Source organism: Marinicella rhabdoformis (assembly GCF_009671245.1).
Taxonomy (GTDB): Bacteria; Pseudomonadota; Gammaproteobacteria; order Xanthomonadales; family Marinicellaceae; genus Marinicella; species Marinicella rhabdoformis.
Map to the genome: position 1 here is coordinate 249,732 of NZ_VTFS01000003.1, position 26,403 is coordinate 276,134.

Below are 26,403 nucleotides of genomic sequence, written 5' to 3' on the forward strand. Positions count from 1 at the left end.
TTTGGCATGATGTTACAGCAAACGAAACCAGCCATCATCGGACCGAGTTTAAAGACAGAAAAAACTTAAGTACAATCAATCAGACCCAAGGCCTAAGCAAGACATCAAATCACTTACTGACCATCTCCCTTACCTTCACAGCCTTCTCAAAATGATCCAATTGGTGCGTATGAATCCACCAAGTGGCGGCTTCCATTAACAATTCAGGTTCGGTGTTTTTATTGGCAAAGAAGGCATAAAATGACAAGCCCACACCCTCACCTTTTGCAGCAATTTTATTATCACAAACTGTAACAATCCTTTCTCTTAACTGAGGACTCATAAATTCCGTACCATGATGTAAATTGATGCAATGCATTAACCCATCAAACAAGAAAGCCCCTGCTATACAACAGGGGCTTTGTTAAATAAATCAGTTTAAACAATCTTACTCAGCCAACTTAGCTTTCACATAATCCAAAGCCGCTTGGAAGCGTTTAATACTTTCTTTTTGGCCGAGGATTTTCATGATGACGTCATTGGCAGGACCTTGTGCCTGACCAGAGAGTGCCAATCGAGCAGGCATGCCGACTTTTCCGAAACCCACTTCCAACTCTTCAACCACATCAGCGATTAATTGGTGCAAGTCAGCACCCTGCCAATCAGTGACGGCTTCACATTTGTCGATGATGGCTTGCAATGCGGTGTCGCTGCCGGCTTTGAAGGCTTTCTTTTCGGCTTTTTCGTCATAGCCAGTTAAGTCTTGCATCAAGAACAAACCCATATCGGCCAGTTCATTGATGGTTTGGGCACGTTCTTTGAACAGTTCAACCACTTGGTGCAAGTCGATATCAGTTTCTATGTTCAAGGCAGCCAAACGGTCTTTCAATAATTCAACCAAACGCTCATTGTTTGCTTGTTGGATGTATTGTTGGTTGATCCATTTGAGTTTGGTGGTGTTGAAGGCACTGGGTGCTTTGTTGACACCTTTGAGCGTGAACAATTCAACCATTTCTTCTTTGCTGAACAATTCTTGATCACCATTTGACCAGCCCAAACGCACCAAGTAATTCAATACCGCTTCAGGTAAATAACCGTCTTCGGCATATTGCATCACACTGACCGCACCGTGCCTTTTCGACAAGCGCGCACCGTCATCACCCAATATCATCGGCACATGTGCGAATTCTGGCACAGGAAAACCCAAGGCATGGTAGATGTTAATTTGTCTTGGCGTGTTGTTGATGTGATCGTCACCACGCACCACATGCGTGATGCCCATGTCAGCATCGTCAACGACCACTGAGAAGTTATAGGTCGGCATGCCATCGGCACGTGCGATCACCAAGTCATCCAACTCATCATTGGCGACCGTGATCGAACCACGCACATGATCATCAAATGTCACTTCACCTGTCAACGGTGTTTTGAATCGAATCACGGTTTCTTCTGTTTTGACCAAGCCTTTATCACGATTTCTGCCGTCATACCTTGGCTTTTCACCATTGGCTTTTTGCGCTTCACGCATTTCGTCCAATTCTTCTTTGCTGCAATCGCAGTAATAGGCCTTGCCTTCTGACAACAGTTTGTTGATTTGCTCGTGGTAACGTGCCAGGTTTTTGCTTTGGTACTTAACCTCAGAGTCATGTTCCAAACCCAACCAATTCATGCCTTCAAAGATGGCATCAACCGACGCTTGCGTCGAACGTTCTGTGTCAGTGTCTTCAATGCGCAGCTCAAATTGACCGCCATGATGGCGAGCAAAAAGGTAAGAAAACAAAGCGGTTCTGGCACCGCCCACGTGCAAATAGCCTGTAGGGCTGGGGGCAAATCTAGTGATGATTTTCATGTGTATTTTTATTTTAAAATTATATATTTATCGCGACTTATCGCAGTTTATAAACCCAGCAGCTGATCAATAGCTTCATCTGACCAGGCGTGCACGGCTTTTTTGGCTTCTGCCTTGTCCATGTCATTGTATTTGATTAACCAAGCGGCGTACATCAAGTTGGCGCGGTACCCCGAACGGCAATGCATCAAAATTTTGGCGTCGCCTTCCTTCTGGTTTTGCATCACTTGATTGAAATCACTCAATTGTTCTGGTGTATAACCCAGAGCTTTACCCATAGGAATCAATTCATAATCAACACCTTCGGCTTTCAAAATCTCCGACTCGTCAAATGACAACGCCAACATTTCTTCTGTTGTTCTGAAATTTATCACTTGGGTGAATTGTTCCGCTTTGAGTGACTTAAGTTCTTTTTCAGAAACCTGTGGTCCAACCCAAATGTTTTCAGCTAATTTTTGCGTTTTATTCAAATAGCCTTCGGCCATCACATCACCTAAACCCACTGCCATCATCAACGGCATCGCCATGACCACCAAGAGTGCCTTGATGCTTTTGAATCTGTTTAACTGTCTCATGTTTGTCTCCCCAGTTTAATTAGTATTTTGCTTGCCCTTAAAACAGCAGACGCGACATGCGACGCCTATATGCAGCCACCGCTTTGGGATCTTCAAGCAATCCAAATGACGCAATCAATAACTGTTTAATCTCAGCTTTATCACCCTTTTGTGACAACAAGTCCAATAACTGTTCCAATGCCACTTCATATTGACCCGACAACAACAAATCTTTTTGCACTGTCAATTCAGGGCGTTCAGTCAGTTCCAATTGGTGTAATTCAATTTTGGCAGCCGCCTGCTGGGCATTGACCATCTTCGCCATGACATCAGGCAAGCCATCTAATGTTTTTTGCGCTGCTGTGACATCACCCATTAACAAATGAAGGTCTATCAATTGCCAAGCACTTTGCTCAATCGGTAACTGCTGTAATTGCGCCAAAGCGACCTCATAATGCCCCGATTCAATCAAAGCATCCAATCCCGCATCAACCACAGGCTCAGGTGCCACAGGTTCCAAAGCCACGTGAGCTGATAACCATTCGGTCACCTCAGCTTCAGTTTTCGGCCCCATAAAGCTGTCAGCAATTTGACCACCTTTGACCAAAATGACGGTTGGTAAAGCTTGAACGCCCATTTGCATCGCCATCGATTGCTCTTTATCGGCATCGACCTTTCCGAAATTGAACGCCCCGGCTGCTTTTTCAGCCAAGCTTTGCAACACCGGCATCACTGTTTTACATGCCTCATCCCAGTCAGCATAAAAAGCCACCAAAACCGGCTTGGTTTGAGATGTTTCCATCACTTGTGTAGCGAATGTGGTCGCCGTCACATCAAATATATATTCTGCAGTCATAGCTTATTGTGATCAATAACAAGGGTTAATAATAGGGGTTCTCGCCAGACGCATGGTCCGTCGCATCCAGTACTTGTGTGATTTCAGGGAAAGCCGTTGTGATTTGACCTTGCATGCCAGTTGATAAAGTTTGTTTGGCCATACCACAACCTTGGCAACCGCCACCAAACAATATATAAGCCTTGTCATCTTCAATCGCTGTTAAATTGGCCTTACCACCATGAGCGGCCAACATCGGATTGATTTGCGCTTCAATAAAATAAGCCACACGATCAAACAAAGGCGCATCATCATCAGGCGCTTCACCCTTTAAGTTAGGTGCTTTGATGTTCAACTGGCCGCTGGCGCCTTCAATTTCATAATCAATGGTCGCTTCAGTGAAGTATTCAGCATCATCATGAGACACATACAAATTGAATGGCCCCAACTCTTGTTCAGTAAAACCTGTGCTTACTTCATCTGCTTCACAAAAACCCAAATGACAGTCAGCCAACGGTGTGCCCGGATTCTGAACTGAAACTTTCAGATGTAAGTTATCGATATCTTGCTCGTTAATAACGCCAGTTAAAAATTCGATGGCGCTTTCAGTCACCACGATGTCTTGTCCTTTTTCAGGTGCTGTTTTTAAGTCGTTCATTTGATGTACTCGTATAAATAAGGTAAGGACTCATCCAAGCGGTAATCGATGCCTGAATGGGTACCATTGAATTCCTTGTAAATGTGTTCGATTTGGTGTTTTTCAAGCTGATTTGACAACTGTCTCATACCATAGTGAATGAAATATTGGTCACGGAAGCCACAATCCATAAACAATCCTTTCAATTGCTTCAAGGCATCTTGACTGCCAGCCACTCGCCTCACCGGATCATGGCGCAACCAACGTTGCCATTTTTTCTGATCTAATTCACAGGTTTTAAGATCAAAAGGCAGCTCTAAAGTCTCATCATAAGTGGCAGCCATACACACATGCATCAGTGCCAAAATATGTGAACCCATGATTTTCTTGGCTTTCCAGAATCGCTTAATGAATTTTTCGATGTCATAATCAAACTGTGACAACACATCTGCAACCGCCGGAAAGTCCCGTTGGTATAACAAGTCAAATCCTGAATCACCAGAATGGTTGGCAATCGCGCCCCATTGACCCGGAAAATCCATAGCAAATCGCATCGCCGCAAAACCACCTGATGATTTACCCAAAACGGCACGGTGATCGGCACCTGCCTTAACATGGAACTCACCTTCTATAAAAGGAATGATTTCATCATGGACATGACTCGCATATTGCCCAACCGCTTTGCTGTCTAAATATTGGTTGCCACCCAAAGAAGTGAAGCAATCTGGAAAAACCACGACTGTCGGACCCATTTTTTCAGTGGCTATCAATCGATCGAGCCGCTCAGGAATGCTTTCGCCAAAATTACGCCATGAACTCACCCCTTGGCCAGAATTAGAATAGGCCGCTAAGTAATACATCACAGGTAAAGCTTCACCTGAATTGTCATAGCCGTGCGGCAAATAAACCGGCAAATCGCGCACAAAAGGGTCGCCCAAGGCATTGTCTTTCAATAATTCTGAAGTTATGGACAAGCTTTTCACTTGTCCCTTTGGGTAAGTTTCTTGGTGGTTAAAAACAGACATCAACAGCCCACTTGTAAAAAAAGCACATTTTAACCGAAGCGCCTGACTTATATAAAACTAAGGGCTATTTTTTGACCCAGCTCAACTATTTTTTGACTTTATTGGGAACGATTCAACAACATGCTTACCTCACTGACCAAGTTAAATCTTTTTTGTGAACATGCTCATTATCTCCTATAATCAATAAAAAATAATAATTCCACACTAAAAAAAGAGCAAAACTATGAAAAGAGCACCTTGGATCATTTTGGCACTGTTATGCCAATTCACAGCGCAAGCAGTAGAAGTAAAAGCATTGGTTGGTGGTATGCTAATCGATGGATTTAATGACCACCCGATACAAAATTCAGTAGTCATTATTCGTGATGACAAAATTGCTGCTGTTGGCACCATGGGAAAACTGGCCATTCCTGAAGGTGCTGAAATCATTTCTACAGAAGGCATGACTGTGATGCCAGGCTTATGGGACATGCACGTGCACTTGCAAATCAATGGCCATGCAGATTACAAGCATTGGCACAGCACTTATCCACCTCGCTTTGAAAAAGAAATCATGCCCGCTTCAGCGCACCAACTTTTGATGGCTGGCGTGACCACAGCGAGAGATTTAGGCGCGCCCTTGGACGCCATCATTGAAGTTCGAGATGCAATAAACCGTGGCGACATTCCAGGCCCAACGATGTATGTTTCAGGGCCTTTCATCCAGAAAAAACCCTATCCGGGTACTGAACTTTACCGTTGGGGCATCAAAAATCCCAAAGACGCTCGCGCCAAAGTCAAAAAATTAGCAGACGGTGGTGTCGATGTCATCAAGCTGATTGACCAAGATGAAATGACAGAAGCCGAATTACATGCCGTTGTTGATGAAGCACACAAATACAATTTACCCGTAGTGGCTCACGCCCATCGCCCCAAAGAAATCTTAATGGGCCTGAAAGCGGGTGTTGATAATTTTGAACACACCGGCTTATCTACAGCACCTGAATATCCACCAGAAGTGATGGCAGGTTTAAGAGAACGTGCGGCCCAAATGAACATCGGACCGCTTTTTTGGACGCCAACCGTTGAAGGTTTATTCAACTACGATTACGTCAAAAACAACACCGAGAAACTGGACAATGACAGTTGGCATTTAGACATGCCTGAGGACATCATCAAAGACATCAAACAATCCATTGAGCACCCTGAACGCCTGCCCTATTTTCAGATCACAAGTAAACGCAAACCCACTTTAAAACGCAAGTTTAAACAACTAATTGATGCCGGCGTGGTGTTAATGGTAGGCACAGACAGTGGCATCCCTCTGAAATTCCACAGCCAATCAACCTGGAATGAACTGGACATCTGGGTCAGAGAAATGGGCGTATCTTCAATGGAAGCGATAAGAGGTGCGACTTATTGGCCTTCTGTGATGATGAAAAAAGACCACGAAGTGGGCACCATAACTGCGGGCAAATATGCCGACATCATTGCCGTTAAAGGCGATGTTTTACGCTACATCAACTTATTGCAAAATGTGGATATGGTAATCAAACACGGTAAAAGAGTTAAATAAAAAATCAAATCAAGCCCACATCAAATCATGTGGGCTAAACAAAATGACAGGATTATCTTTCTGTAATATACAACTCTTTTGATTACTTATCAGAATTGTAAATCACTGGCATTTGACCTTTCCATTTTTGCCACAGCGCTTTGTCAATTGCCAGTCGTGACATAAAGTCAGCAACATTGATGCGACTGACAGTGCCTGCATTAAAAATCACATTACTGATTGGAGAGTAATGAACATCATAATCAGAAACTTCAGCTTCATTAATCAGCCCATCAGGACGAACTATAGACCATTCCATGTAAGGATTTTCCTGACCTACAGTAGTCCTAAGAAAATCAGCAGCTTTTTCATTATCAACATGCGGAGGAACCAAAAGTCTCAATAACGCAACAACAAACCGTTGAGATAGCGGTGGCTTTTCTGGAATATCTCTATTAGGGTTTCCAGATGTATTCATCAAAATGACTTTAACTTTTTGATCAAGCTTTAATGAAGATAAAATTTTGGCAACTTTTTTAATCACATCAGTAACAAGTAGCCTGGGCTGACCGAAAATCCCTTTAAAAGTCAAATTATGACCTAGGCAGGAAACGACCACATCACATTCTTTTAAATGGTGACATAAATCAGTTTCATCCATGCTCAAAATATCCGCATTGACTTGATTGTAGTTTGGCCTTTTCTGAAAGGAATGTTCAAAAGCACTGGCTGGCCTAACGACCGCAATCACTTCTATATTTTTATTAAGCAAGGCTTTAACCACTTGCTGTCCAGTGGCCCCACTGGCACCTAAGACCAATACTTTTTTCATAACACAACCTGTTTGAATTAATTTAATCTAAATTTTTCTAGAAAAATGACAAGATAACAAACCATTTAGTGACCTCAATTCAATAATTTTAGCAACTGCAGTAATTACTTAAAATTGCCATAAGTCACTATCTTTAAAGATGGAATAACGCTTAAACTTAGACTAGAGTATTCTGATTGAGTTTAAAGATCTTGGCGTATGAACTTCAGAATCCAGCTTCACACCGCCAATCATAATCACCAAATGACAACGACTGGGCGTGCAGGTAAATCTTTCTTTTGCCTTTACTGGCTCTGGCACCATACAAAGTATCACCAACTACTGACATGTTCATGCTCGCCGCATGGGCTCGAATTTGGTGTGTGCGGCCATGCTTAATTTGGCAAACCACCCAAGTGTGGTGCTCATCAAATTTGATAGGTTTGAAAGTGGTTTCAGCACTTTTGCCGTGGGTGTCTGGAACCACTGTTCTGATACCATTTATCCGGTTATCTGTATTGAGTGGCAAATCAACAGTCTTTTCTGAAGATAACTTGCCTTCTAGTTTCGCCAGATATTGTTTTTCCACTTGATGGTCCTTCATGGCAGCTTGAAAAGCCAATAAAGCCTGACGATTTTTTGCCAACAACAAACAGCCACTGGTGTGCACATCGAGGCGGTGTGCCAATTGTGTCTCAGTATATTCTGGCATGGATTGAATGATTTCTATCACCCCGAAATCATGACCTGTTCCCACATGACAAGGTATGCCTGCTGGCTTATTCAGCACAACATAATCAGCATCTTCAAAAACAATCGCTTGAGTCATTCGCGCACGGCTGGCATCTGGCACTTGTACCTTTTCTTTTTCATCAAAGAAAATAAAAGGGGGTACGCGAACGGTATCGTTCACATCCAATTTCAATTCAGGTTTACAGCGCTTCCCATTGACCCTAACCTGCCCTTTTCTGATTAATTTGTACAAAACAGACTTGGTGATGTGGCGGCGTTGCTTGAGGATAAAATTATCCAAACGCATGCCTAAGTCGTTGTCACTGACTTGAAATATCGGTTTTTTATCCATAATTTACTCACATGAGGTGAAAAACACTCAGAATTCAAAGGTTTGGTGTTACAATCGCGCGCTGGACTTCAAGATGAATTCCAGCAGCCGAGTTTGGCTGACATTATATAAAGAATCATGTGTCAATTGAAAAACATTCACGCAAGGTCTTTAAATCAAGAAAATTTTACGGGTTTGCAAAACATCGGATGGCTCTATTTAGAGCGTTTATAACCGTCATTGGAATGACAACAAACCCAAAACTGAAGGGTCTAACTTTTTACGACCAGCAGTTGACTGACAAAAACTGGGTGAAAGACACGCAGTAACATGACAAGCGAACTGAACACATCGCGAGTGGCGTTGAACTATATAACAACGAAATCATATGGGTATTGAGTGATTGAACCGCGACAACCCATTAAAAGGGCACACTAATATAAGCCCTCAGTCAAACGCTAGGCGTTGATCGTTATTCCTGCGACAAAGGAATAAATAAAAATGAAAAGAATGCTGATCAATGCAACGCATACCGATGAAATCCGAGTAGCGATTGCCGATGGCCAAAAACTGTATGATTTAGATATAGACTCAGCAGGCCATTACCGTAAAAAAGGCAACATTTACAAAGCCAAAATCACACGTGTAGAGCCCTCTTTAGAAGCCTGTTTTGTGAACTATGGCTCTGAAAGACACGGTTTTTTACCTTACAAAGAAATCAGCCCGCTTTACTGCAAACAAGCACCCAAAGGCCAACCACGACTACCCATCAACAAAGCCCTCAAAGAAGGCGATGAAATCATTGTTCAAGTTAACAAAGAAGAACGTGGCAACAAAGGCGCGGCATTAAGTACCTACATTTCATTGGCAGGTCGCTATTTGGTTTACATGCCAGGAAACCACCGAGCTGGTGGCATCTCTCGCCAAATCAAAGGTGAAAAACGCACACAATTACAAAACATATTAAGTAACTTAGAAATCCCAAAAAATGACGGTGTCATCGTAAGAACTGCAGGATTGGGCTGTTCCCCTGAAGAACTGCAATGGGATTTCACTTACTTGAAACAAGTTTGGCAAGCCATTGGCACTGCTGCTGAAAACAAAAACGCACCGTTCTTTATCTACCAAGAAAGCGACCTGTTCATCAGAGCATTACGTGATTACTTACAACCAGATATTGGTGAAATTTTAATTGATGACCGCGAATCTTATGAAAAAGCCCGCGAATTCATGCAACAAGTGATGCCGCACAACTTAAAGAAGCTGTCTCATTACAATGACACCACACCTTTGTTTTCACGTTACCAAATCGAACGCCAAATCCAATCAGCTTTTGAACGTGAAGTGAAACTGCCTTCTGGCGGTTCTATTGTGATAGATCACACCGAAGCCTTATTGAGCATTGACATCAACTCAGCACGCGCCACCAAAGGTGCAGACGTTGAAGCGACAGCTACCCACACCAATTTAGAAGCGGCTGATGAAATTGCACGTCAGTTACGTATCAGAGACTTGGGTGGTTTGGTGGTGATTGATTTCATCGACATGCGAAACCACAAAAACCAACGCGAAGTAGAAAACCGCATGCGTGCCGCAGCCGACATCGATCGTGCTCGCGTGCAAGTCGGTAAAATTTCAAAATTTGGTTTGTTAGAAATGTCACGCCAACGATTGCGTTCCTCAATCAGCGATTCAAGCCAAGTCACCTGCCCAACATGTTCAGGACATGGTTTCATTCGCAGTATGGAATCACTGGTTATATCTATTATTCGTTTGACAGAAGAAGAAATGATCAAGCCAAAAACGGGCAAAGTCGTGATTCAAGCGCCAATGGACATCACCAATAAAATCCTCAATGAAAAACGTACTGAATTGAACGAAATGGAAAAACGCCACAAAGTTCAAGTGGCCGTTATTTCAAATGAAAACCTCAGTTTCCCTGCATTTCATGTTCAACGCTACAATGTCAATGAAGCCAACATCAATGTGGCTGATATTGAGCTAGTAACAACTGAAGATTGTCACAAAGCAACGGCCAAGTTAGACCCTCCTTCACCAACAAAAGAAAAAGCCATATTACAAATGGTTAAACCTGATGCACAAGCGCCTAAACGCTCTTTGGCATTGACGATTTCTTCTTGGTTTAAATCTTTGTTCAGCAGCAACAAGAAAAAGCCCAAGCACAACAGTCGCCAAAACAAAAAACCACACAACAAGAAGCATGGCGGTCATAAAAACAAACAACACAACAAAGGACCTCACAACAAACAAGGTCAGCAAAAAGGCAAGCCCCAACACAATAAACAAGGCAAACCACAACACGGTAATAAAAAGCCTCAACACAATAAACAGCAAGGTAATAAACAGCAGCCTAATAACAAGCAGCAACAGCCTAACAAGCCACAGCCAAACCAAAAACAACAGCAAGGCAAGCCGCAACACAACAAGCAGCAGCCTAATAAGCAGCAAAGCACTAACAAAGGGCAACAGCAAAGCAAGCCGCAAGATCAACAAACACAACAAGGTGAAAACAACACCAATCAAGGCCAGCAACAAAGCCAAGCTAAGCCGCAGCAAAACAAGCAGCAAGGGAATAAAAAACCTCGTGGCAAGTCAATCTATGGCAACAAAAATCGTGGTAACAAGAACAACCAAAAACCGAACGATAATAACGCTTCAAAAGACAAACAGACTGCAGCTCAAACCGAGCAAAACAATGCACAGGTAGCCAACAAAATGACACGGCCTTTAGGCAGTGTTGCGGAATTGGCGGCGAAAAAAGAAGCGCAAGCTGCAGCCCAGAGCAAAACAGTCAACAAGGCAACCGACCAGGGAAATAAAGCCACCAACGACAGCACCAGTAATAACGCTGAAAAACCAGCGGCTAAAAAGCCGGGCCTCCATAAGCTTGATAAGGCACCTGAAAATAAATCTACTGAAAAGAAGCCGGTAGAAAATAAATCAGACACAAAGCCAAACCATGGCAACAAGCAGGAAAACAAAAGTACAGCAAAACAAAAGCCTAAAACTGATGCACCTCGCCCTAAAAAGCAACCCAACGCACAGAAAGACAACAAGGCAACATCAAAACCTGCTGACAATAAAAGTGCGGAAAGCAACAATTCAAACGAGCAAAAGCCTGTAGAAAAGAAACAAGCCACTCAAGAGAAAGTTACGCCGAAGCCCAAAGCTGATAGTAAGAAAGTTCAAAGTAAGAAAGTCCACAGAAATGCAGTTAAAGCAGTGGCCACTGGCAAACCCGGCATCCACAAATTAACCAAGCCTACTGAGCCTGAAGCAGAAAAAAAATCAGCACCTCAAGTTACTGATACAAAACCCGCTAACAGCAAATCAACAAATAAAAAGCCGGTAGAAAAGAAAACCACAAAAAAGAAAACCAGTAAGAAAAAAGCCACTAAAAAAACGGCCAAAAAAGCGTCAAAGAAAACAGCAAATCAAGTATCTGCTGATGAAGCTAAAACTTCAACTGAGACAAAGCCAACTGAGAAGAAAAAGACAACTAAGAAAGCGGCGTCTAAAAAGAAAGCCACCAAGAAAGCAGCAGCCAAGAAAACTGATGATCCGGCCAAAGCTCAAAAACCCAAAACTGAGCAGCCCAAAGCCGACAAGCAACCTGACATGTTCAACGAGGCCCCTGCGCAGCCTCCCAAAGAAGGTTAATTGTTCTTGTGAAAATCAAAAGCCGGCACCCGCCGGCTTTTTTTGTGCCTCAAATAACAACCTATCATAAAACGCAGCTGCACCCTTTGCAAATGCCTAAGCAGATATGCATCACAAAATATACCCTATCCCGTTGCGGTGCAAGGCGAGGGCAAGCCTCGCAGCTACAAATCCACTGCCATAAACCTCAACTCATCGCAAGAAACAAGCAGGTACATACTATGGAACAAAAAAAATACTGTCATACTGAACGAGCCAAAGCCAAAAGTAGGCGCCTTAAGCGCGAGCTGAAGTATCTCGTTTGCACAGCAAAAAACGCGAAGCGTCCACAAACTGTTTAGATGAAACGTTTCTTCAATAACCCAGAGATTCCTCGGCTCGCCTGTGGCTCTCTCGGAATGACGAATTCATGCCGATATTTGATTACCCAATAATGTAGCTGCACCCCTTGCGGGTGCCCATTCTGGCAAGATGCTTATCAATGGTTGGCGAGTTATGCGTGTCCTATCTACATTCCCATCTGTTGCAGTGCAAGGCGAGGGCAAGCCTCGCAGCTACAAATCCACTGCCATTAACCTCAACTCATGGCAAGAAACAAGCAGGTACATACAATGGAACAATAAAAAAATACTGTCATACTGAACGATCCAAAGCCAAAAGTAGGCGCCTTAAGCGCGAGCTGAAGTATCTCGTTTGCGCAGCAAACAACGCAAAGCGTACACACAAACAGAAGAAATATAATGTTTCTTCAATAACACTGAGGTTCCTTGGTTTGTCTTTGGGTCACACGTTATGACACGGCCTTTATATTTAGTATGCCAATTTTACTAAACAGATTGCTAATTCATCATTTTCTATTACAATACCTAACCACGCGCCCATAGCTCAGCTGGATAGAGTAACCGGCCTCGAACCGGTTGGTCGGGAGTTCGACTAAAATGTCTGGAACATTTTAGCCCGTCAGCTTGCTGACGACCCCGAAGGGGCGAAGTGCATGGATGCACGAAGTAATCTCTCTGGATGACAACAGTTAAGTCCAAGGAACTTCATCAAACAGATTGATAATTCACCAAATTCTATTACAATACCTACCACGCGCCCATAGCTCAGCTGGATAGAGTAACCGGCTTCGAACCGGTTGGTCGGGAGTTCGAATCTCTCTGGGCGCGCCAACCTTCAATTTAGATTTCACCCACAAAAAAAGCGCACCACCGGCACGCTTTTCCTTCAACTATTTGTTATTCAAATCCTTATTGATTCTCTTCAATCCTTCTCAGGTAATTCAATAAATCAATGCGGGTAATCAAACCCTTGAATTGATCACCGTCTTTAACTATAGCCACGCGGCCTTGGTCAAAGATGGGCATTAATTTTTCAATGGGCGTTTTGCTGTCGAAGAATTCCAGGTTGCTGGTCATGGCCGTATCTACCGTGTCTCTGAATGCGTCAGGCTTACCGAACACTTTCATCAGCACATCAGATTCATCAATGATGCCTACAATTTCGTCATTGTCCATCACAGGGAGCTGTGAGACATCATACAGCTTCATGCGTTGGTAGACGGCGGCCAAGGTTTCATTCGGTCGCATCACAACGGTGTCGTTGCTTTGATACGGTCTTGAAATCAAATCACGCAAGTCACCGTATTGTTTGGTTTCGATGTATCCGTTGTCCAACATCCAGTAATCGTTGTACATTTTGGACAGGTACTTGTTACCCGTATCACAAACCAACATCACCACTTTTTGTGCTGTTGCTGATTCTTGACAATATTTCAGAGCGGCCGCCATGATGGTACCTGTGGATGAACCACCCAAAACACCTTCTTTTTTCAACAGTTCACGACCCGCATCAAAACTTTCAGCATCGCTGATGGCGTACGCTTTTTTAACGTGTGTAAAGTCACTGATGTCAGGCAGAAAATCTTCTCCAATGCCCTCAACCTTCCAACTGCCAGCATCTTCGCTCAAGATGCCTTCATTGATGTATTGTGCCAAGATTGAACCCTGTGGATCGGCCAACACCAGCGCCGTTTCTGGGTGGTATTCTTTGACATACTGACTCATGCCAGTTACTGTGCCACTGGAACCCACACCAAACACGATGGCATCGACTTGATTGTCCATTTGTTGGTAAATCTCAGGGGCTGTGGTTTGGTAATGTGCTTTCGGATTATCTGGGTTAGCAAACTGATTAATAAAAAAAGCACCGGGTGTTTCTTCAGCTATGGTCGCTGCCAAATCTTGGTAATATTGCGGATGCCCTTTGGCCACATCAGAGCGGGTTAATACTATTTCTGCGCCCATTGCTTTGAGGTTAAAGATTTTCTCTTTGCTCATTTTATCAGGGATGACCAGGATTAATTTATAACCTTTTTGTGCCGCCACCAAGGCCAAGCCAATACCGGTGTTACCTGCGGTACCTTCGACCAAAGTCGCACCAGGCTTTAATTTTCCTGACTTTTCAGCTTCTTCAATCATAGACAGGCCGATGCGGTCTTTGATTGAACCACCGGGATTCATGTTTTCTAACTTCAGGTAAAGCTCGCACTTTCCTGTGTCCATGTGATTGACTTTGACCATCGGTGTATTACCGATCAGGTCAAGTACTGTATTGGCTACTTGCATGTATTTATGAGTTCTTGGTTTGGTTTATTTTAAAATGATGATGTCAACGCGGCGGTTTTTGGCTTTGCCAGAAGCTGTATTGTTATCAGCAACTGGTAAAGACTCACCCATACCAATGGCTTCTATCCGCTCAGCTTTAACGCCGTAGTTAATCAACAACAGACGCACCGCATCGGCACGTTTTTGAGATAAATTGAGGTTAAATGCTTCACTGCCTGAGGCATCAGTGTGCCCTTCAATTCTGATATTCCTGCTCGGGTACCCATCAATGAATTCTATGACTTTACTGAAGTTTTCAATCGCACCTTGTTTGATATTTGCTGAAGCTGAGTCGAAAACAAAATCACCTAAAGTCATGACCAAACCATCATTGGTTTCACGTGCAGCCAAAGATTCCAGCTGTCGTTTCAAAGCATCAATTTCTTCAAAAGCCAAATCGGCTTCCTGTTTGGCTAAACTGGCCACTTGTTCTTGTTTTTTCGCATAGGCCTTTGTTGTGTCCAACTCTGCTTGCTTTTGTTCAATTTGTTCAGAAGCTGCTGCTAATGCTGCTTGTTTTTCAGCTTCTATTCTCGCCACTTCCTCTTGTTGCAAGCTGAGTAACAGTTGTGCTTTGTCTGCTTGCAATCTGGCCACTTGTGCTTCTGTTTTTAACGTTTCTAAATCCAACTCATTGAGGCGTTCGTCTGCTTTTACAATTTCAGAATTTAAAAACTCTTTTTCTGCCGTCATCTTTGCCAAGGATAGCTTTTTTCGAGCCATAAATACGGCGTGCTCTTTTGGCTTTCTCCGACTGCTTTGGTACAAAGCCTCAATGCTTTCCTTTGCTTGACGTTTTTCTGCCTTAGCAAAGTCACTGTATTTTTCTAGTTGATAAAAGTTTTCATACTCAATGCGCAATGCTTCAAGTTCTAAATTCTTTTTCTTAGCTGCACTTACTGGCATGGCCATCAGTACCAAAAGGCTTAATACAAAAATACGACTCATTTCAACTGCCCCTTCAAATCCAACAGGTAAACTTCAGATGCTGAAATTTGCTCTCTTTTATTAAGCAGCTCAGCATTCAAAGCATTCACATCAGCCCTCAATTGTGCAATTTTCATTTCAGCCCTGATTTGTTCAGACAACTGACCCTCTAATTTTTTCTTCTTCTCGGCTTTGGCTTTTTTGGCCAATACCATTTTTTCTTTGATGAACTTCACCTCTAATGGCGCGGCATCTGCCGTGGGTGATGCGATCAACGCCTGTACTTCAGCTTCTAACTTAAAAAAGGCTTCTTTGTCGTATCTGGCCGCTTGACCTAATGTGGTCATTAGCAACAACAAACAAACGCTGAACAACGTTATTTTCGGTGATTTTGTAAAAAAAACAGGGTTTAATGCAGTGTCTGCCTTAACTTGTTTGTCTAAACTGATTGATTTCATTATAATTTGTTGGCTTTTGGCTCTTTTCAATTAAACAAATGGATTCATTTAAAACAACACGCTTACTGACTTTTGCGATAACCTTTTTGGCCGTCTTTGCCGCCAATGCAGGTAATTTAAAAGTTTACAAACACGTTGATAAGAAAGGGATTATACACTATTCATCCAAAAAGCCAGCAGGCAAATCCTATAAGATCATGAATATACGCTGTCCTGAATGTGCTGTATGGCGCAACAGCGTTAATTGGAATACGACGCCGCTAATCAAAGACAAATTCAACAAAGAAATATACGTGGCCGCCAAGAAACACAAAATTGGTGAACATATCTTACGTGCCGTTATCCATGCTGAGTCGGCCTTCAAACACCAGGCAGTTTCTTCAGCTGGTGCCCAAGGGTTGATGCAATTGATGCCTTTAACCCAAAAAACTTACCAAGTCAGCAACCCTTTTGATCCCGCACAAAACATCAATGGTGGCGCCGCTTATTTAAAACATTTAAAAGACACCTATGGCACATTAGACGTTTTTCTTGCTGCATATAATTCTGGTGAAACGGCTGTTGAACGTTATGGTAAAACCGTCCCTCCTTTTCCTGAAACTCAAGAATATGTTCGCCGCGTCAAAATTCTCCTCAGGCGTTATAAAAATCAAACTTGATTAACACCACTGCTCGGTGACAGTCACAGAGAAAAACGCAGCTCACCTTTCTGGTTTACAAGCTGGCGCGATTGTTTTGCTTTTGTGTTTTTGGTTTGTTGGCTTGATCATTATTCTGACCAAAAGCCAAGCCACACACACAATCACACCTGCTTTGTTGTTACACACATCCTGTTTATTGTTATTGATGTTGTTGGCACGTGTATTCCGTGGTCACTGGTCAAATGACTTGGCCATAAAAAAGAGTCGATTTTTATATTTAATGTCAGCGATCCTGATTGGCATGGCTTTTTGGCAAGCGCAACAATTTTTAACCGTTCTGCTCATTCCACAGGGTTGGGAGCATGATGCAATCAATTGGCAACGAGCACAAACAGGCTTCACTTTGTGGTCGGTGTTTTTAGCCAGTTGTTTGATTGGGCCTTTTTTTGAAGAATTGTTGTTTCGGGGATTAATTTACACGCAAATCAGACACAAGGCAGGCACCCTCCTCGCAATATCCGTTTCAAGTGGCATGTTTACATTATTACATTGGAACAGCAGCGAAGCGGTTTGGTTATTTTCAGCAGCTGTGATTTATGCCATTCTCAGAGAGAAAAGTGGCAGTATTTGGCCGTCCGTTATTGCTCACGTGATTCAAAACGTGTTGACTTTTTGGCTTTACGTCTCAATTTAAAAAATGCTGAAATTAAGGCGCTGCATTCATCTTTTAGCACACCACCTTGCCATTCAATTTTATGGTTTAAGTAGGTTTTGCTAAAACAGTCATCCACAGTTTCTATCACGCCAGTTTTCTCATCATAAGCCCCAAAGACTACACGCTGAACACGCGAATGCACCAAGGCACCCGCACACATCATGCATGGTTCCAAAGTGACGTACAAAGTACATTCTGGCAAGCGGTAATTGTTGCGATTTTCCCCAGCTGATTGTAAAGCCATGACTTCTGCATGGGCAGTGGGGTTGTTGAGCGTGATGACTTGGTTGTGACCTTGACCTATGACTTGGCCTTCACAACTCACGATCGCTCCTACTGGAACTTCACCAGCTTGTTGAGCCAAATGCGCTTGGCCTATCGCCAAGCGCATCATGACTTCATCTTGCATTTTATTGGGGGTGGTTATTCCCATTCAATGGTAGCTGGTGGTTTACTAGACACATCATAAACCACGCGTGAGACTTGAGCGATTTCATTGATGATGCGGCGTGAAACCAAATCAATAAACTCATAAGGCAAATGCGCCCAACGCGCTGTCATGAAATCTATGGTTTCTACAGCCCGCAAAGCTATGACATACTCATAGCGTCTGGCATCACCCACTACACCCACAGATTTAACTGGTAAGAACACAGCAAAAGCTTGGCTGGTCTTATGGTACAAATCATGGTTGCGCAACTCTTGAATAAAAATGTGATCGGCACGGGCTAAAATATCGGCATACTCTGCTTTGATTTCACCCAAAATCCGAACACCGAGTCCTGGACCCGGAAACGGATGGCGATGCACCAATTCTGCTGCCAAACCCAAATTAACACCCAGCTGTCTGACTTCGTCTTTGAACAAGTCTTTCAGTGGCTCAATCAGCTTCAATTCCAAATCTTCGGGCAAGCCACCGACATTATGGTGAGATTTAATCACATGTGCCTTTCCTGTTTTGGCACCTGCAGATTCAATCACATCAGGATATATTGTGCCTTGTGCTAACCATTGAATGCCGTCTAAATCACGCGCTTCTTTTTCAAAAATACGGATGAACAGCTCGCCAATAATTTTGCGTTTCTTTTCAGGGTCTGATTCGCCTTTAAGTGCTTCGTAGTAGCGCTCTTGGGCGTTGACTCTGATCACATTGATGTCCATTTTTTCGGCCATCACTGTCATCACATCATCACCTTCATTGTGGCGCAACAAGCCGGTATCAACGAACACACAAACCAATTGCTTACCTATGGCTTTGTGCATTAAGGCTGCAACCACTGATGAATCCACACCACCTGACAACCCCAGTAAGACTTTTTCTTCGCCCACTAAGGATCGGATGTTATCAACATGGGTGTCAATGATGTTGTCGGTTTTCCATAATTTTTCACAACCACACACTTTGTGCACGAATTGTGCCAATATTTCTCGGCCGTCTTTGGTGTGCTCTACTTCTGGATGAAACTGAACGCCATAAATGGGTAATTCTTTGTGTTGGCAAGCTGCAAAAGGTGTCGATGTGGTGTTGGCCGTGGCATTGAAGACACTGCCCAATGATTTGACTTTATCACCATGACTCATCCAAACGTCTAGTTGTTTGTGATCTAATGTCTTAAACAAATCTGATTCACCAGTTACATTGACTTCAGCATATCCAAATTCTTTTTCATCCGAGCCTTCAACTTCTCCACCGAAATGTACATTCAATAACTGCATGCCATAACACACACCTAAAATAGGTACGTTCATGTCAAGAATCACTTTATTTAATGTCGGCGCACCTGCCATATGAACTGATTCAGGGCCACCGGACAAGATGATCCCATTAGGGTCAAATGCTTTGATGTCTTCGCTGTCGGCATCCCAAGCATAAATTTCACAATAGACATCAGCTTCACGAACACGCCTCGCAATCAATTGCGTGTATTGCGAGCCGTAATCTAATATCAGGATCTTACTTTGTTTGATATCCATAACTTTCCTTAAGTTCTTGAGCGGTAGTTAGGCGCTTCTTTGGTGATATGAACGTCATGAACGTGAGACTCTTTCACACCTGATGCAGTGATTTTGACAAATTTTGGCTTGGTTTTCATTTCTTCTATGTTGCGACAACCCACATAACCCATACTGGCACGTAAACCACCCATCAATTGATGTACAACTGGAGCCAAAGCACCTTTAAAAGCCACGCGACCCTCAATGCCTTCTGGCACCAATTTTTCAGCGTCAACTTCATCTTGGAAATAACGGTCTTTAGATCCTTTATCCATGGCACCTAAAGACCCCATGCCTCGGTATGACTTGAATGTTCTGCCTTGGTACAGTTCAACTTCACCAGGAGATTCTTCAGTACCAGCAAACATGCCGCCCATCATCACGGTTGAAGCACCTGCCACTATGGCTTTAGACAAATCACCCGAATAACGCACACCACCATCAGCAATCAAAGGTACACCCGTTCCTCGCAATGCTTTGGCCACATCATCAATGGCTGACACTTGGGGAACACCCACGCCTGCAACAATTCTCGTTGTACAAATAGAACCGGGGCCAACACCCACTTTTACAGCGTCAGCTCCTGCTTCAACCAACGCCAAAGCCGCAGCACCTGTTGTGATATTTCCAGCAATGACGTCAACATGTGGATATTGTGTTTTGACTGCTCTGACGCGATCAATCACACCTTTAGAGTGGCCATGGGCCGTGTCAACGACCAACACATCAACACCTGCTGCAACCAACCCAGCCACACGCTCTTCAGTGTCACCACCAGCACCAACGGCAGCAGCCACACGCAATTGCTCAGATTTGTCCTTAACCGCCAATGGATAATCTTCAGATTTTTGAATGTCCTTTACAGTAATCAAACCTTTCAATTTGAATTGGTCATTGACCACCAGCACTTTTTCAATGCGATTTTGATGAAACAATTGCAACACTTCATCTTCAGCGGCCTCTTCACCTACTGTAACCAAGTCTTCTTTGCGTGTCATGATGTTGCGAACGGGATCATCCAGTACCGTCTCGAAGCGCATGTCACGACTGGTTACGATACCGACCAAGTCATCACCTTCAACCACAGGTACGCCAGAAATGCGGTGCTTCTTGGTTAATTCCAAAACTTCGCGTATGGTGGTTTGTGGTGTCACAGTCACAGGATCTTTAATGACACCTGATTCATATTTTTTGACTTTCAACACTTCAGCACATTGGTTTTCTATGCTCATGTTTTTGTGAATCACACCAATACCACCCAATTGAGCCATGGCAATGGCCAACCGAGATTCAGTTACGGTATCCATAGCGGCAGACACCACAGGAATGTTTAATTGAATGTTTCGCGTTAGGCGAGTGGACAAATCAACGTCTTTGGGTAAGATATCAGAATAATCTGGCACCAAAAGTACGTCGTCGAAGGTTAAGGCATCGTATAGAATTCTCATGGTAAGCCACCTCTCAGATGAAAAATAGCGACGCATTTTACCACAGTATGATAAGAGAAGAACAAGGAAAATCACCACAAACAGCCTATTCTCCCAGCAGTTTGAACCAATTGTTAAAAAAGCATTTGGCAAACCATTGGCAAGCGTTGTGGCTGACAGGTGAAATATTTGAACTTTATCGCTCTCCTGCTGGTCATCAATACTTTACACTGAAAGACTCATCGGCCAGTATTAAGTGTGTTTTGTTCCGTCAGAAACAAAGTATATCGTTAACAAAAGGACAAAAAATTACCGTGCTGGCACAGGTCACATTGTACGAAAGTCGCGGTGATTTGCAGCTTAATGTTATACGTACTTTAGATGCAGGCTTGGGTGACTGGGAAGCACAACTGGCGCAATTGAAACAAAAACTAGAAATTCAGGGGTTATTTCGTCACGACCATAAAAAGCCCTTACCTGCTTGGATTGACCGCTTGGCCATTGTCACTTCAAGTAATGGCGCAGCCTTACACGATGTGTTAAACATCATACAAAAGCACAACCCACTCATAGACATACAAGTGTACCCCACTCAGGTTCAGGGACCAACCGCTCCTGGGCAAATCATTGAACAGCTTCAACTGGCTGATACACAAGCACATGATGCCATTCTTTTAACCAGAGGCGGCGGCTCAAAAGAAGACCTATGGGCGTTCAATGATGAATTTTTGGCGCGCACCATACACCAATTAGAAACCCCAATCATCAGTGCGGTTGGACATGATACAGATGAAAGCATCACGGATTTTGTTGCCGATGTAAGCTGTATCACACCATCGGCTGCGGCCCAATTATTGGCTGGCGACTTCATTCAAAAGAGACAGCAGTTGAAACACCAGCAACAACTGTTGCATTTTTTAGGTAAAACAAGCATTCAAAATGCGCAACAAAGAATCGACCTGAATCACCAGTTACTTCAGCAGCAGCACCCTAAAAACACCATTACAAGGCAAAAAGAGGTTTTGGCACAAAAAGCCAAATCATTGAACCAACTGGTAAAAAACACTGTTATCCATGCCCAAATTCAGTTTGAGCAAACCTATAAACAGCTAGATCGTGCAATCCCAAACGTCAAAGAGAAAACCTCGGCTTTAGAACAAAAAAAGCAAGTCCTTAATTGGCTAGGACAGCAAAAACTCAAATCAGCAACCCATGAATTCAAACAACATGTGACTCAGCTGAATGAGCGCAGCCCCATGAATATTTTATCTCATGGTTACAGCATCACCAGAAGTGAAGACAAAAAAAACATCATTGACAGCAAACAGGTGAATACAGGGGAAACTGTCGAAACCTTATTCAAATCTGGTAGAATACGCGCGAAAATAATTGAACGTTTAGATGATTAACCCATCTAAGCACACGAATTTAAACAAAGATAGAGAAAATCATGTCACAATCAAAATCAATTTTAATGCCTTTTATTGTCATTGCCGTCATTCTTTTTGGCAGCGCAGTTGCATGGAAAATGATGGGGCAAACTGAGTCAGAAGAAAAAAATACAACAATTACTGAATCAAAAAAACCTGTAAAGAAAACTGAAAATAAAGCAGAACAACCTGCAATTACGGTTAAAAACTATGAGCCTACAGAAAATTTAAAAGTAAACCTGTCTGAACAAGAAAGAGCAGAGTCGAAAAAAATCAGTCAAAACTTTTTAAAATTTGCCATGCAGTATCAAACTAAAGAATCTGTGGTAGAAGCGCTAAAGAAATACAAAGACAACGGTAACAAAGAAAAATACCATTATTTATCACTTTTTGCCGAAGACCACTACCCAGATTTAGACATTCCGTCTTTTGAGTAATAAACGACTCACGCGGCTTATTGAGCGCGAAGAAGAGATAAAAAAAAGCCTTTTCATAGGCTTATGTAGCCCTATAAAAAGCATCGAAGATTTCGATGCTTTTTACGCTCAACATGCGATTCCTGATGCCACACACAATTGTTGGGCTTATCGCATGGGTCAAACCTATCGATTCAATGATGATGGAGAACCCTCTGGAACGGCAGGAAAGCCTATTTTGGCTGCCATAGATGGTGCAGATTTTGATGGGGTCGCGGCATTGGTAATCAGGCATTATGGCGGCATTAAATTGGGGACTGGTGGTTTGGCACGTGCTTATGGCGGTGTCATTGCCCGAGCCTTACAACAAGCGCCTTATGAAATACATGTGCCTCACGAAACACTGACTGTACAACTGCCGTTTGCCAACGAACAAATCATGCACCAACTACTCAAAACAGCAGACGGTAGTTGTCTTCATGTCGATTACATCAGTGAAGGCATATTAGCCAAAGTAGAACTACCAAGCCACACTATAAAAACATTCACTGAACAATTGAATAACGCCAGTAAAGGTGAAGCTCAAATCAAACCTTTGAATGACACCTCAAATAAATAATTTGCTTTTGGTGGTTCAATGCGTTTTTAACTGACGGCCCATCAAAATAAGTACCCAAGTATTCACCACGATTAAAGGCCATAAATACCAGCTGCCTTGCCATATAGCCAAAGGCACCCATAAAATCACAAACAACCAAAGCACCTTTCTGATCTGCAGAAATTTGATCGCAGCAACAGCTAGGGGAGAAAAGATTAACAACTGAATGTTCCATGCGGCCATTTCATGTGCCGTCCCAAACCACAAAAACAACAATATAACGCCCACCAAAGACTGTACACTCAGCCAAACATTAATTGTCAACTTTCGCACTGGCTTCAACCCTAAACACAACAGCATCAAAACCGTCAGTAACATCAAAAACAAGTGTGTTTTTAAAAATTGAAACCAACTGTCAGCATCACTTTTATTCACCTTGACCTCAAGTTCACCATGCCAGTCTGACATGCCAGGCTGTAATAAGCTGTGCCTTAAAAACATTGGAAATGCCATCAACTCCCAATCAGTCCTTGGCTGATATGCAGCATGCCCAAACGCCACAGCGAGACCAAAAGTCATCAGAGATTGGTTGTTGACGGGAAAAGTGTGTGAAAAATAACTACCAGAACCCTGATTTGAGAAATTTGCTTGCAATTCACCGTCCATTGCACCATCTAAGATATCTCGAATTTTGGTGGCACAGTTTTGCAAAAAGTAATCATATGCGTAACTTTGGTTTTCTGGTTTGAAGTGCCAGCGTAAATAGGCCATGATTTCGTTCTGAGCATCAACAGAAATGTTCAATGGCAGCATCGTCATTTTTCTACCCTCTACCTCTGCCCAATAAACCTCATCTTCAACCGCCGTATGACCAACCATATAAGTCATTTCATTGCGCGCGAAGGATTGATAAAAATCTTTTTGCTCAAAACTAAACACACCAAAGCCATAAACATCATCATCAATCACCAATGCCGTATGACCATACACTGACCAAAACTCAGTGCCAGGCTCAACTGTCATCAAATAAAATTGACGCGCAGATGTGACTTGGGCTGCCCAAAGCAGCCCAAGAATCAAGAACAGTTTGGCGTTAATGCGCTTCAACTCAACTCAACCTCCAAAAACTCAATCCTTCTTTTATCTGCTTTAGACACTTTAAACAGCAAGTCTTCAACTTGAATTTGCTCACCCGTTTCTGGCAGCCTTCCCGCATGCGCAGCAACCAAACCACCTAAAGTGTCATACTCTGAATCATCAAATTGGTATTTAAACTGCTCATTGAAATCTGAAATGGTTGTCAAAGCATTGATGCGGTAATGACCTTCTTTTACTTTGAGCACATAAGGGTCTTCATGACCATCATACTCATCATCAATCTCACCAACTATTTCTTCTAAGATGTCTTCGATTGTGATCAAGCCCGCCACACCCCCGTATTCATCAATAATGATGGCCATGTGATTGCGGCTGGTTCGAAATTCATTAAGCAAAATATTAACCTGTTTGGATTCAGGAATCACAACAGCAGGTCTGATGAATTGGCCCAAGTCAAATTGCTCTTCTTCTTTGACAAAGGATTTCAATATATCCTTAGCCAGCAAAATGCCTTCTAACTCGTCTTTATCTTCACCAACAACAGGGAATCTAGAGTGACCAGATTCAACAATAATCGGTAAAATCGTTTCTAATGCCGCCGTTTTTGGAACAACCACCATTTGTGCGCGTGGCACCATAACTTGACGCACCTGAAGTTCAGACACTTTTAAAGCGCCTTTCATCATATTTAATGCATCAATATCTAGTAATTTATTGTGATGTGCTTCAGTGAGAACTTCAACTAAATCGGTGCGATTTTGAGGTTCGTCCGTGAACATATTGGCCAATTTACTTAGCCATGATGATTTCTGATTTTCCTGTTCAGAATCATTCCTACTCTGGTCTTCTGTCATTCAGGTCTTTTAATACACCCAAGATTATTGTACAAGCACAAAGTTTAATCTGCCATTGACTGATTTGTCTATGTTTTTATTAAGGAACCTCTGCACAACAACTGATGACTGTTAGCTTGCTACTGTTAAATAAAGCATTTGATTTATCTTGTGTTTACTGGGAGTAATAATAGGCCGTTGCTGCCAAACCTGCCAAAGTCACAACAAGTCCCGCTATTTTCCACCAACTCCAAGGCCGTTCTCCATAAGCTTTTCCAGTTTGACCATTGATGACATAACGAAAAGTTTTTTTATTGTAATTGAAAGCAGATATCCAAATTGGTGCCAAAATCAACTGAAAACCGAGGTTGTGGTAACTGGTGTCTGTACTGTAAATTCTTTGATGATCACCGCCAATGTCTCGGCGTATATGCGCTCTGATGACTTGGTTCATGACATGCTTGGCATTTGTCAGTCCTTGGGACAACGGAATGGTATAAAGCTCTGATCGAAAGCCACTCAAATACCGGGCATCATAAGACATAGATTGATTTAACTTCCAATCAGATAAGAAGTTTTGAAATTTCAATGGCAAACTTTCTGTTCCGAGCACCAACAAATCATCAAATTTGACATCAACATCACCACTGACATTTCGCCACCGTGTTTTGACCACAGTTTGCGTTTCACCATTTCGTCTGACAGTGGTGACATAATTATCTCCTCTTGAACCCGTATATCGGCTATAGGTATCAGCATCAAACGACCACAACGGCATATATGAACCAACAATAGGTTGTGCTTGAATCGCCTTTCGCTTTAAAGCATTTGGGGCAAACCATAAACCATGAAGCCATTCTTTGAACCCTTTTTCTGCTCGCTGTTGATTGACTTCAAAAGGCATCAATCCATCAGGCACCAACTGTCGCTCTAAACCCAATGGTACAACCACATTCAAATCACAATAGGGACACTCATCAGCATGAACGTGAGCTGGCATAACAAAATCAGCACCACAGTTTTCACAATGAAGCTCATGTTGTACTGCATTGACATCACTATGATCTACTTTTCGAGATGTATGCAAGTAATCATGGGCGGTAAAATCCATTCCCGCCACTTCAATGACTTCCGCTGCGCCGCAACTGATACATTTTAGAGAATGTAAGCCAATGGCATAATCCATATCCGAACCACAGGCTTTACATTTAAACGCTCTGTATTGCGTCAT

24 protein-coding genes and 1 tRNA gene are annotated in these 26,403 nt (G+C 42.9%); 8 read left to right on the top strand and 17 right to left on the bottom strand.

Annotated elements, in window-relative coordinates:
* Positions 1–109: 109 nt before the first annotated feature.
* From FET73_RS08915 to FET73_RS08940, 6 genes are all read right to left on the bottom strand, one after another.
* A complete protein-coding gene (locus FET73_RS08915; RefSeq protein WP_154223604.1) occupies positions 110–322 on the bottom strand; it encodes a DUF6500 family protein in 213 nt (70 codons plus the stop codon).
* 105 nt (positions 323–427) lie between these two features.
* A complete protein-coding gene (gltX, locus tag FET73_RS08920; RefSeq protein ID WP_154223605.1) occupies positions 428–1,828 on the bottom strand; it encodes a glutamate--tRNA ligase in 1,401 nt (466 codons plus the stop codon).
* Positions 1,829–1,875: 47 nt separating this feature from the next.
* Entirely contained in the window at positions 1,876–2,403 is a 528-nt protein-coding gene (locus FET73_RS08925) for a protein tyrosine phosphatase family protein (RefSeq protein WP_154223606.1), read from the bottom strand.
* A gap of 37 nt (positions 2,404–2,440) precedes the next feature.
* The gene (locus FET73_RS08930) at positions 2,441–3,238 is read right to left on the bottom strand and encodes a tetratricopeptide repeat protein (RefSeq protein WP_154223607.1); all 798 of its coding nucleotides are present in this window, start codon (positions 3,236–3,238) and stop codon (positions 2,441–2,443) included.
* A 25-nt stretch (positions 3,239–3,263) separates the two neighbouring features.
* A complete protein-coding gene (locus tag FET73_RS08935; RefSeq protein ID WP_154223608.1) occupies positions 3,264–3,875 on the bottom strand; it encodes a NifU family protein in 612 nt (203 codons plus the stop codon).
* Entirely contained in the window at positions 3,872–4,879 is a 1,008-nt protein-coding gene (locus FET73_RS08940; protein WP_154223609.1) for an alpha/beta hydrolase, read from the bottom strand. The genes FET73_RS08935 and FET73_RS08940 overlap by 4 nt, the downstream gene beginning before the upstream one ends.
* Positions 4,880–5,102: 223 nt before the next feature.
* Here FET73_RS08940 and FET73_RS08945 point away from each other — a divergent pair, with 223 nt between their 5' ends.
* Positions 5,103–6,434, top strand: coding sequence for an amidohydrolase family protein (locus FET73_RS08945; protein WP_154223610.1), 1,332 nt, complete (start codon positions 5,103–5,105; stop codon positions 6,432–6,434).
* Positions 6,435–6,516: 82 nt separating this feature from the next.
* Here the strand turns inward: FET73_RS08945 and FET73_RS08950 are convergent, their stop codons facing one another.
* Positions 6,517–7,245: an NAD(P)-dependent oxidoreductase gene (locus tag FET73_RS08950; protein ID WP_154223611.1), complete on the bottom strand. Its 729-nt coding sequence runs from the start codon at positions 7,243–7,245 to the stop codon at positions 6,517–6,519.
* Between the two features lie 205 nt (positions 7,246–7,450).
* Positions 7,451–8,308 carry an RluA family pseudouridine synthase gene (locus FET73_RS08955; protein ID WP_154223612.1) on the bottom strand — a complete coding sequence of 286 codons (858 nt, stop codon included), beginning with the start codon at positions 8,306–8,308 and terminating at the stop codon, positions 7,451–7,453.
* Between the two features lie 480 nt (positions 8,309–8,788).
* Between FET73_RS08955 and FET73_RS15135 the strand changes: the two genes are divergently transcribed.
* Positions 8,789–11,968 (top strand): Rne/Rng family ribonuclease, encoded by a 3,180-nt coding sequence (locus FET73_RS15135; protein WP_218944304.1) that lies wholly within the window; start codon positions 8,789–8,791, stop codon positions 11,966–11,968.
* Positions 11,969–13,063: 1,095 nt separating this feature from the next.
* Positions 13,064–13,140, top strand: a tRNA-Arg gene (locus FET73_RS08965).
* 78 nt (positions 13,141–13,218) lie between these two features.
* On the opposite strand, the gene FET73_RS08970 is transcribed toward FET73_RS08965, so the two are convergent.
* Genes FET73_RS08970 through FET73_RS08980 form a run of 3 tightly spaced genes read right to left on the bottom strand, consistent with a single transcriptional unit; the run spans position 13,219 to position 16,019 of the window.
* On the bottom strand, positions 13,219–14,595 hold the full coding sequence (locus tag FET73_RS08970; protein ID WP_154223613.1) for a pyridoxal-phosphate dependent enzyme: 1,377 nt from the start codon (positions 14,593–14,595) through the stop codon (positions 13,219–13,221).
* A 24-nt stretch (positions 14,596–14,619) separates the two neighbouring features.
* Positions 14,620–15,582, bottom strand: a complete 963-nt coding sequence (locus FET73_RS08975) for an OmpA family protein (protein WP_154223614.1) — start codon at positions 15,580–15,582, stop codon at positions 14,620–14,622.
* Positions 15,579–16,019, bottom strand: a complete 441-nt coding sequence (locus tag FET73_RS08980; protein WP_154223615.1) for a hypothetical protein — start codon at positions 16,017–16,019, stop codon at positions 15,579–15,581. The genes FET73_RS08975 and FET73_RS08980 overlap by 4 nt, the downstream gene beginning before the upstream one ends.
* A gap of 38 nt (positions 16,020–16,057) precedes the next feature.
* Between FET73_RS08980 and FET73_RS08985 the strand changes: the two genes are divergently transcribed.
* Both FET73_RS08985 and FET73_RS15500 read left to right on the top strand, forming a co-directional pair.
* Entirely contained in the window at positions 16,058–16,678 is a 621-nt protein-coding gene (locus FET73_RS08985) for a transglycosylase SLT domain-containing protein (protein WP_154223616.1), read from the top strand.
* 16 nt (positions 16,679–16,694) lie between these two features.
* The gene (locus FET73_RS15500) at positions 16,695–17,354 is read left to right on the top strand and encodes a CPBP family glutamic-type intramembrane protease (RefSeq protein ID WP_154223617.1); all 660 of its coding nucleotides are present in this window, start codon (positions 16,695–16,697) and stop codon (positions 17,352–17,354) included.
* On the opposite strand, the gene tadA is transcribed toward FET73_RS15500, so the two are convergent.
* The 3 genes from tadA to guaB are packed head-to-tail and all read right to left on the bottom strand — an operon-like array spanning position 17,299 to position 20,818.
* Positions 17,299–17,808, bottom strand: a complete 510-nt coding sequence (tadA, locus tag FET73_RS08995) for a tRNA adenosine(34) deaminase TadA (protein ID WP_246172713.1) — start codon at positions 17,806–17,808, stop codon at positions 17,299–17,301. The two genes, FET73_RS15500 and tadA, sit on opposite strands and share 56 nt — an antisense overlap.
* Entirely contained in the window at positions 17,799–19,349 is a 1,551-nt protein-coding gene (guaA, locus tag FET73_RS09000; RefSeq protein WP_154223618.1) for a glutamine-hydrolyzing GMP synthase, read from the bottom strand. The genes tadA and guaA overlap by 10 nt, the downstream gene beginning before the upstream one ends.
* An 8-nt stretch (positions 19,350–19,357) precedes the next feature.
* A complete protein-coding gene (gene guaB / locus FET73_RS09005; RefSeq protein WP_154223619.1) occupies positions 19,358–20,818 on the bottom strand; it encodes an IMP dehydrogenase in 1,461 nt (486 codons plus the stop codon).
* A 17-nt stretch (positions 20,819–20,835) separates the two neighbouring features.
* Between guaB and xseA the strand changes: the two genes are divergently transcribed.
* Genes xseA through FET73_RS09020 form a run of 3 tightly spaced genes read left to right on the top strand, consistent with a single transcriptional unit; the run spans position 20,836 to position 23,262 of the window.
* Positions 20,836–22,206: an exodeoxyribonuclease VII large subunit gene (gene xseA, locus FET73_RS09010; protein WP_154223620.1), complete on the top strand. Its 1,371-nt coding sequence runs from the start codon at positions 20,836–20,838 to the stop codon at positions 22,204–22,206.
* A gap of 41 nt (positions 22,207–22,247) precedes the next feature.
* Positions 22,248–22,664, top strand: a complete 417-nt coding sequence (locus FET73_RS09015; protein WP_154223621.1) for a hypothetical protein — start codon at positions 22,248–22,250, stop codon at positions 22,662–22,664.
* Positions 22,657–23,262: an IMPACT family protein gene (locus FET73_RS09020; RefSeq protein ID WP_154223622.1), complete on the top strand. Its 606-nt coding sequence runs from the start codon at positions 22,657–22,659 to the stop codon at positions 23,260–23,262. Before FET73_RS09015 ends, FET73_RS09020 begins: the two co-directional genes overlap by 8 nt.
* Positions 23,263–23,277: 15 nt before the next feature.
* Here the strand turns inward: FET73_RS09020 and FET73_RS09025 are convergent, their stop codons facing one another.
* From FET73_RS09025 to FET73_RS09035, 3 genes are all read right to left on the bottom strand, one after another.
* Positions 23,278–24,348: a lipoprotein N-acyltransferase Lnb domain-containing protein gene (locus FET73_RS09025; RefSeq protein ID WP_154223623.1), complete on the bottom strand. Its 1,071-nt coding sequence runs from the start codon at positions 24,346–24,348 to the stop codon at positions 23,278–23,280.
* A complete protein-coding gene (locus tag FET73_RS09030) occupies positions 24,345–25,193 on the bottom strand; it encodes a CorC family transporter (RefSeq protein ID WP_154223624.1) in 849 nt (282 codons plus the stop codon). The genes FET73_RS09025 and FET73_RS09030 overlap by 4 nt, the downstream gene beginning before the upstream one ends.
* Positions 25,194–25,347: 154 nt before the next feature.
* Entirely contained in the window at positions 25,348–26,403 is a 1,056-nt protein-coding gene (locus tag FET73_RS09035; RefSeq protein WP_154223625.1) for a TFIIB-type zinc ribbon-containing protein, read from the bottom strand.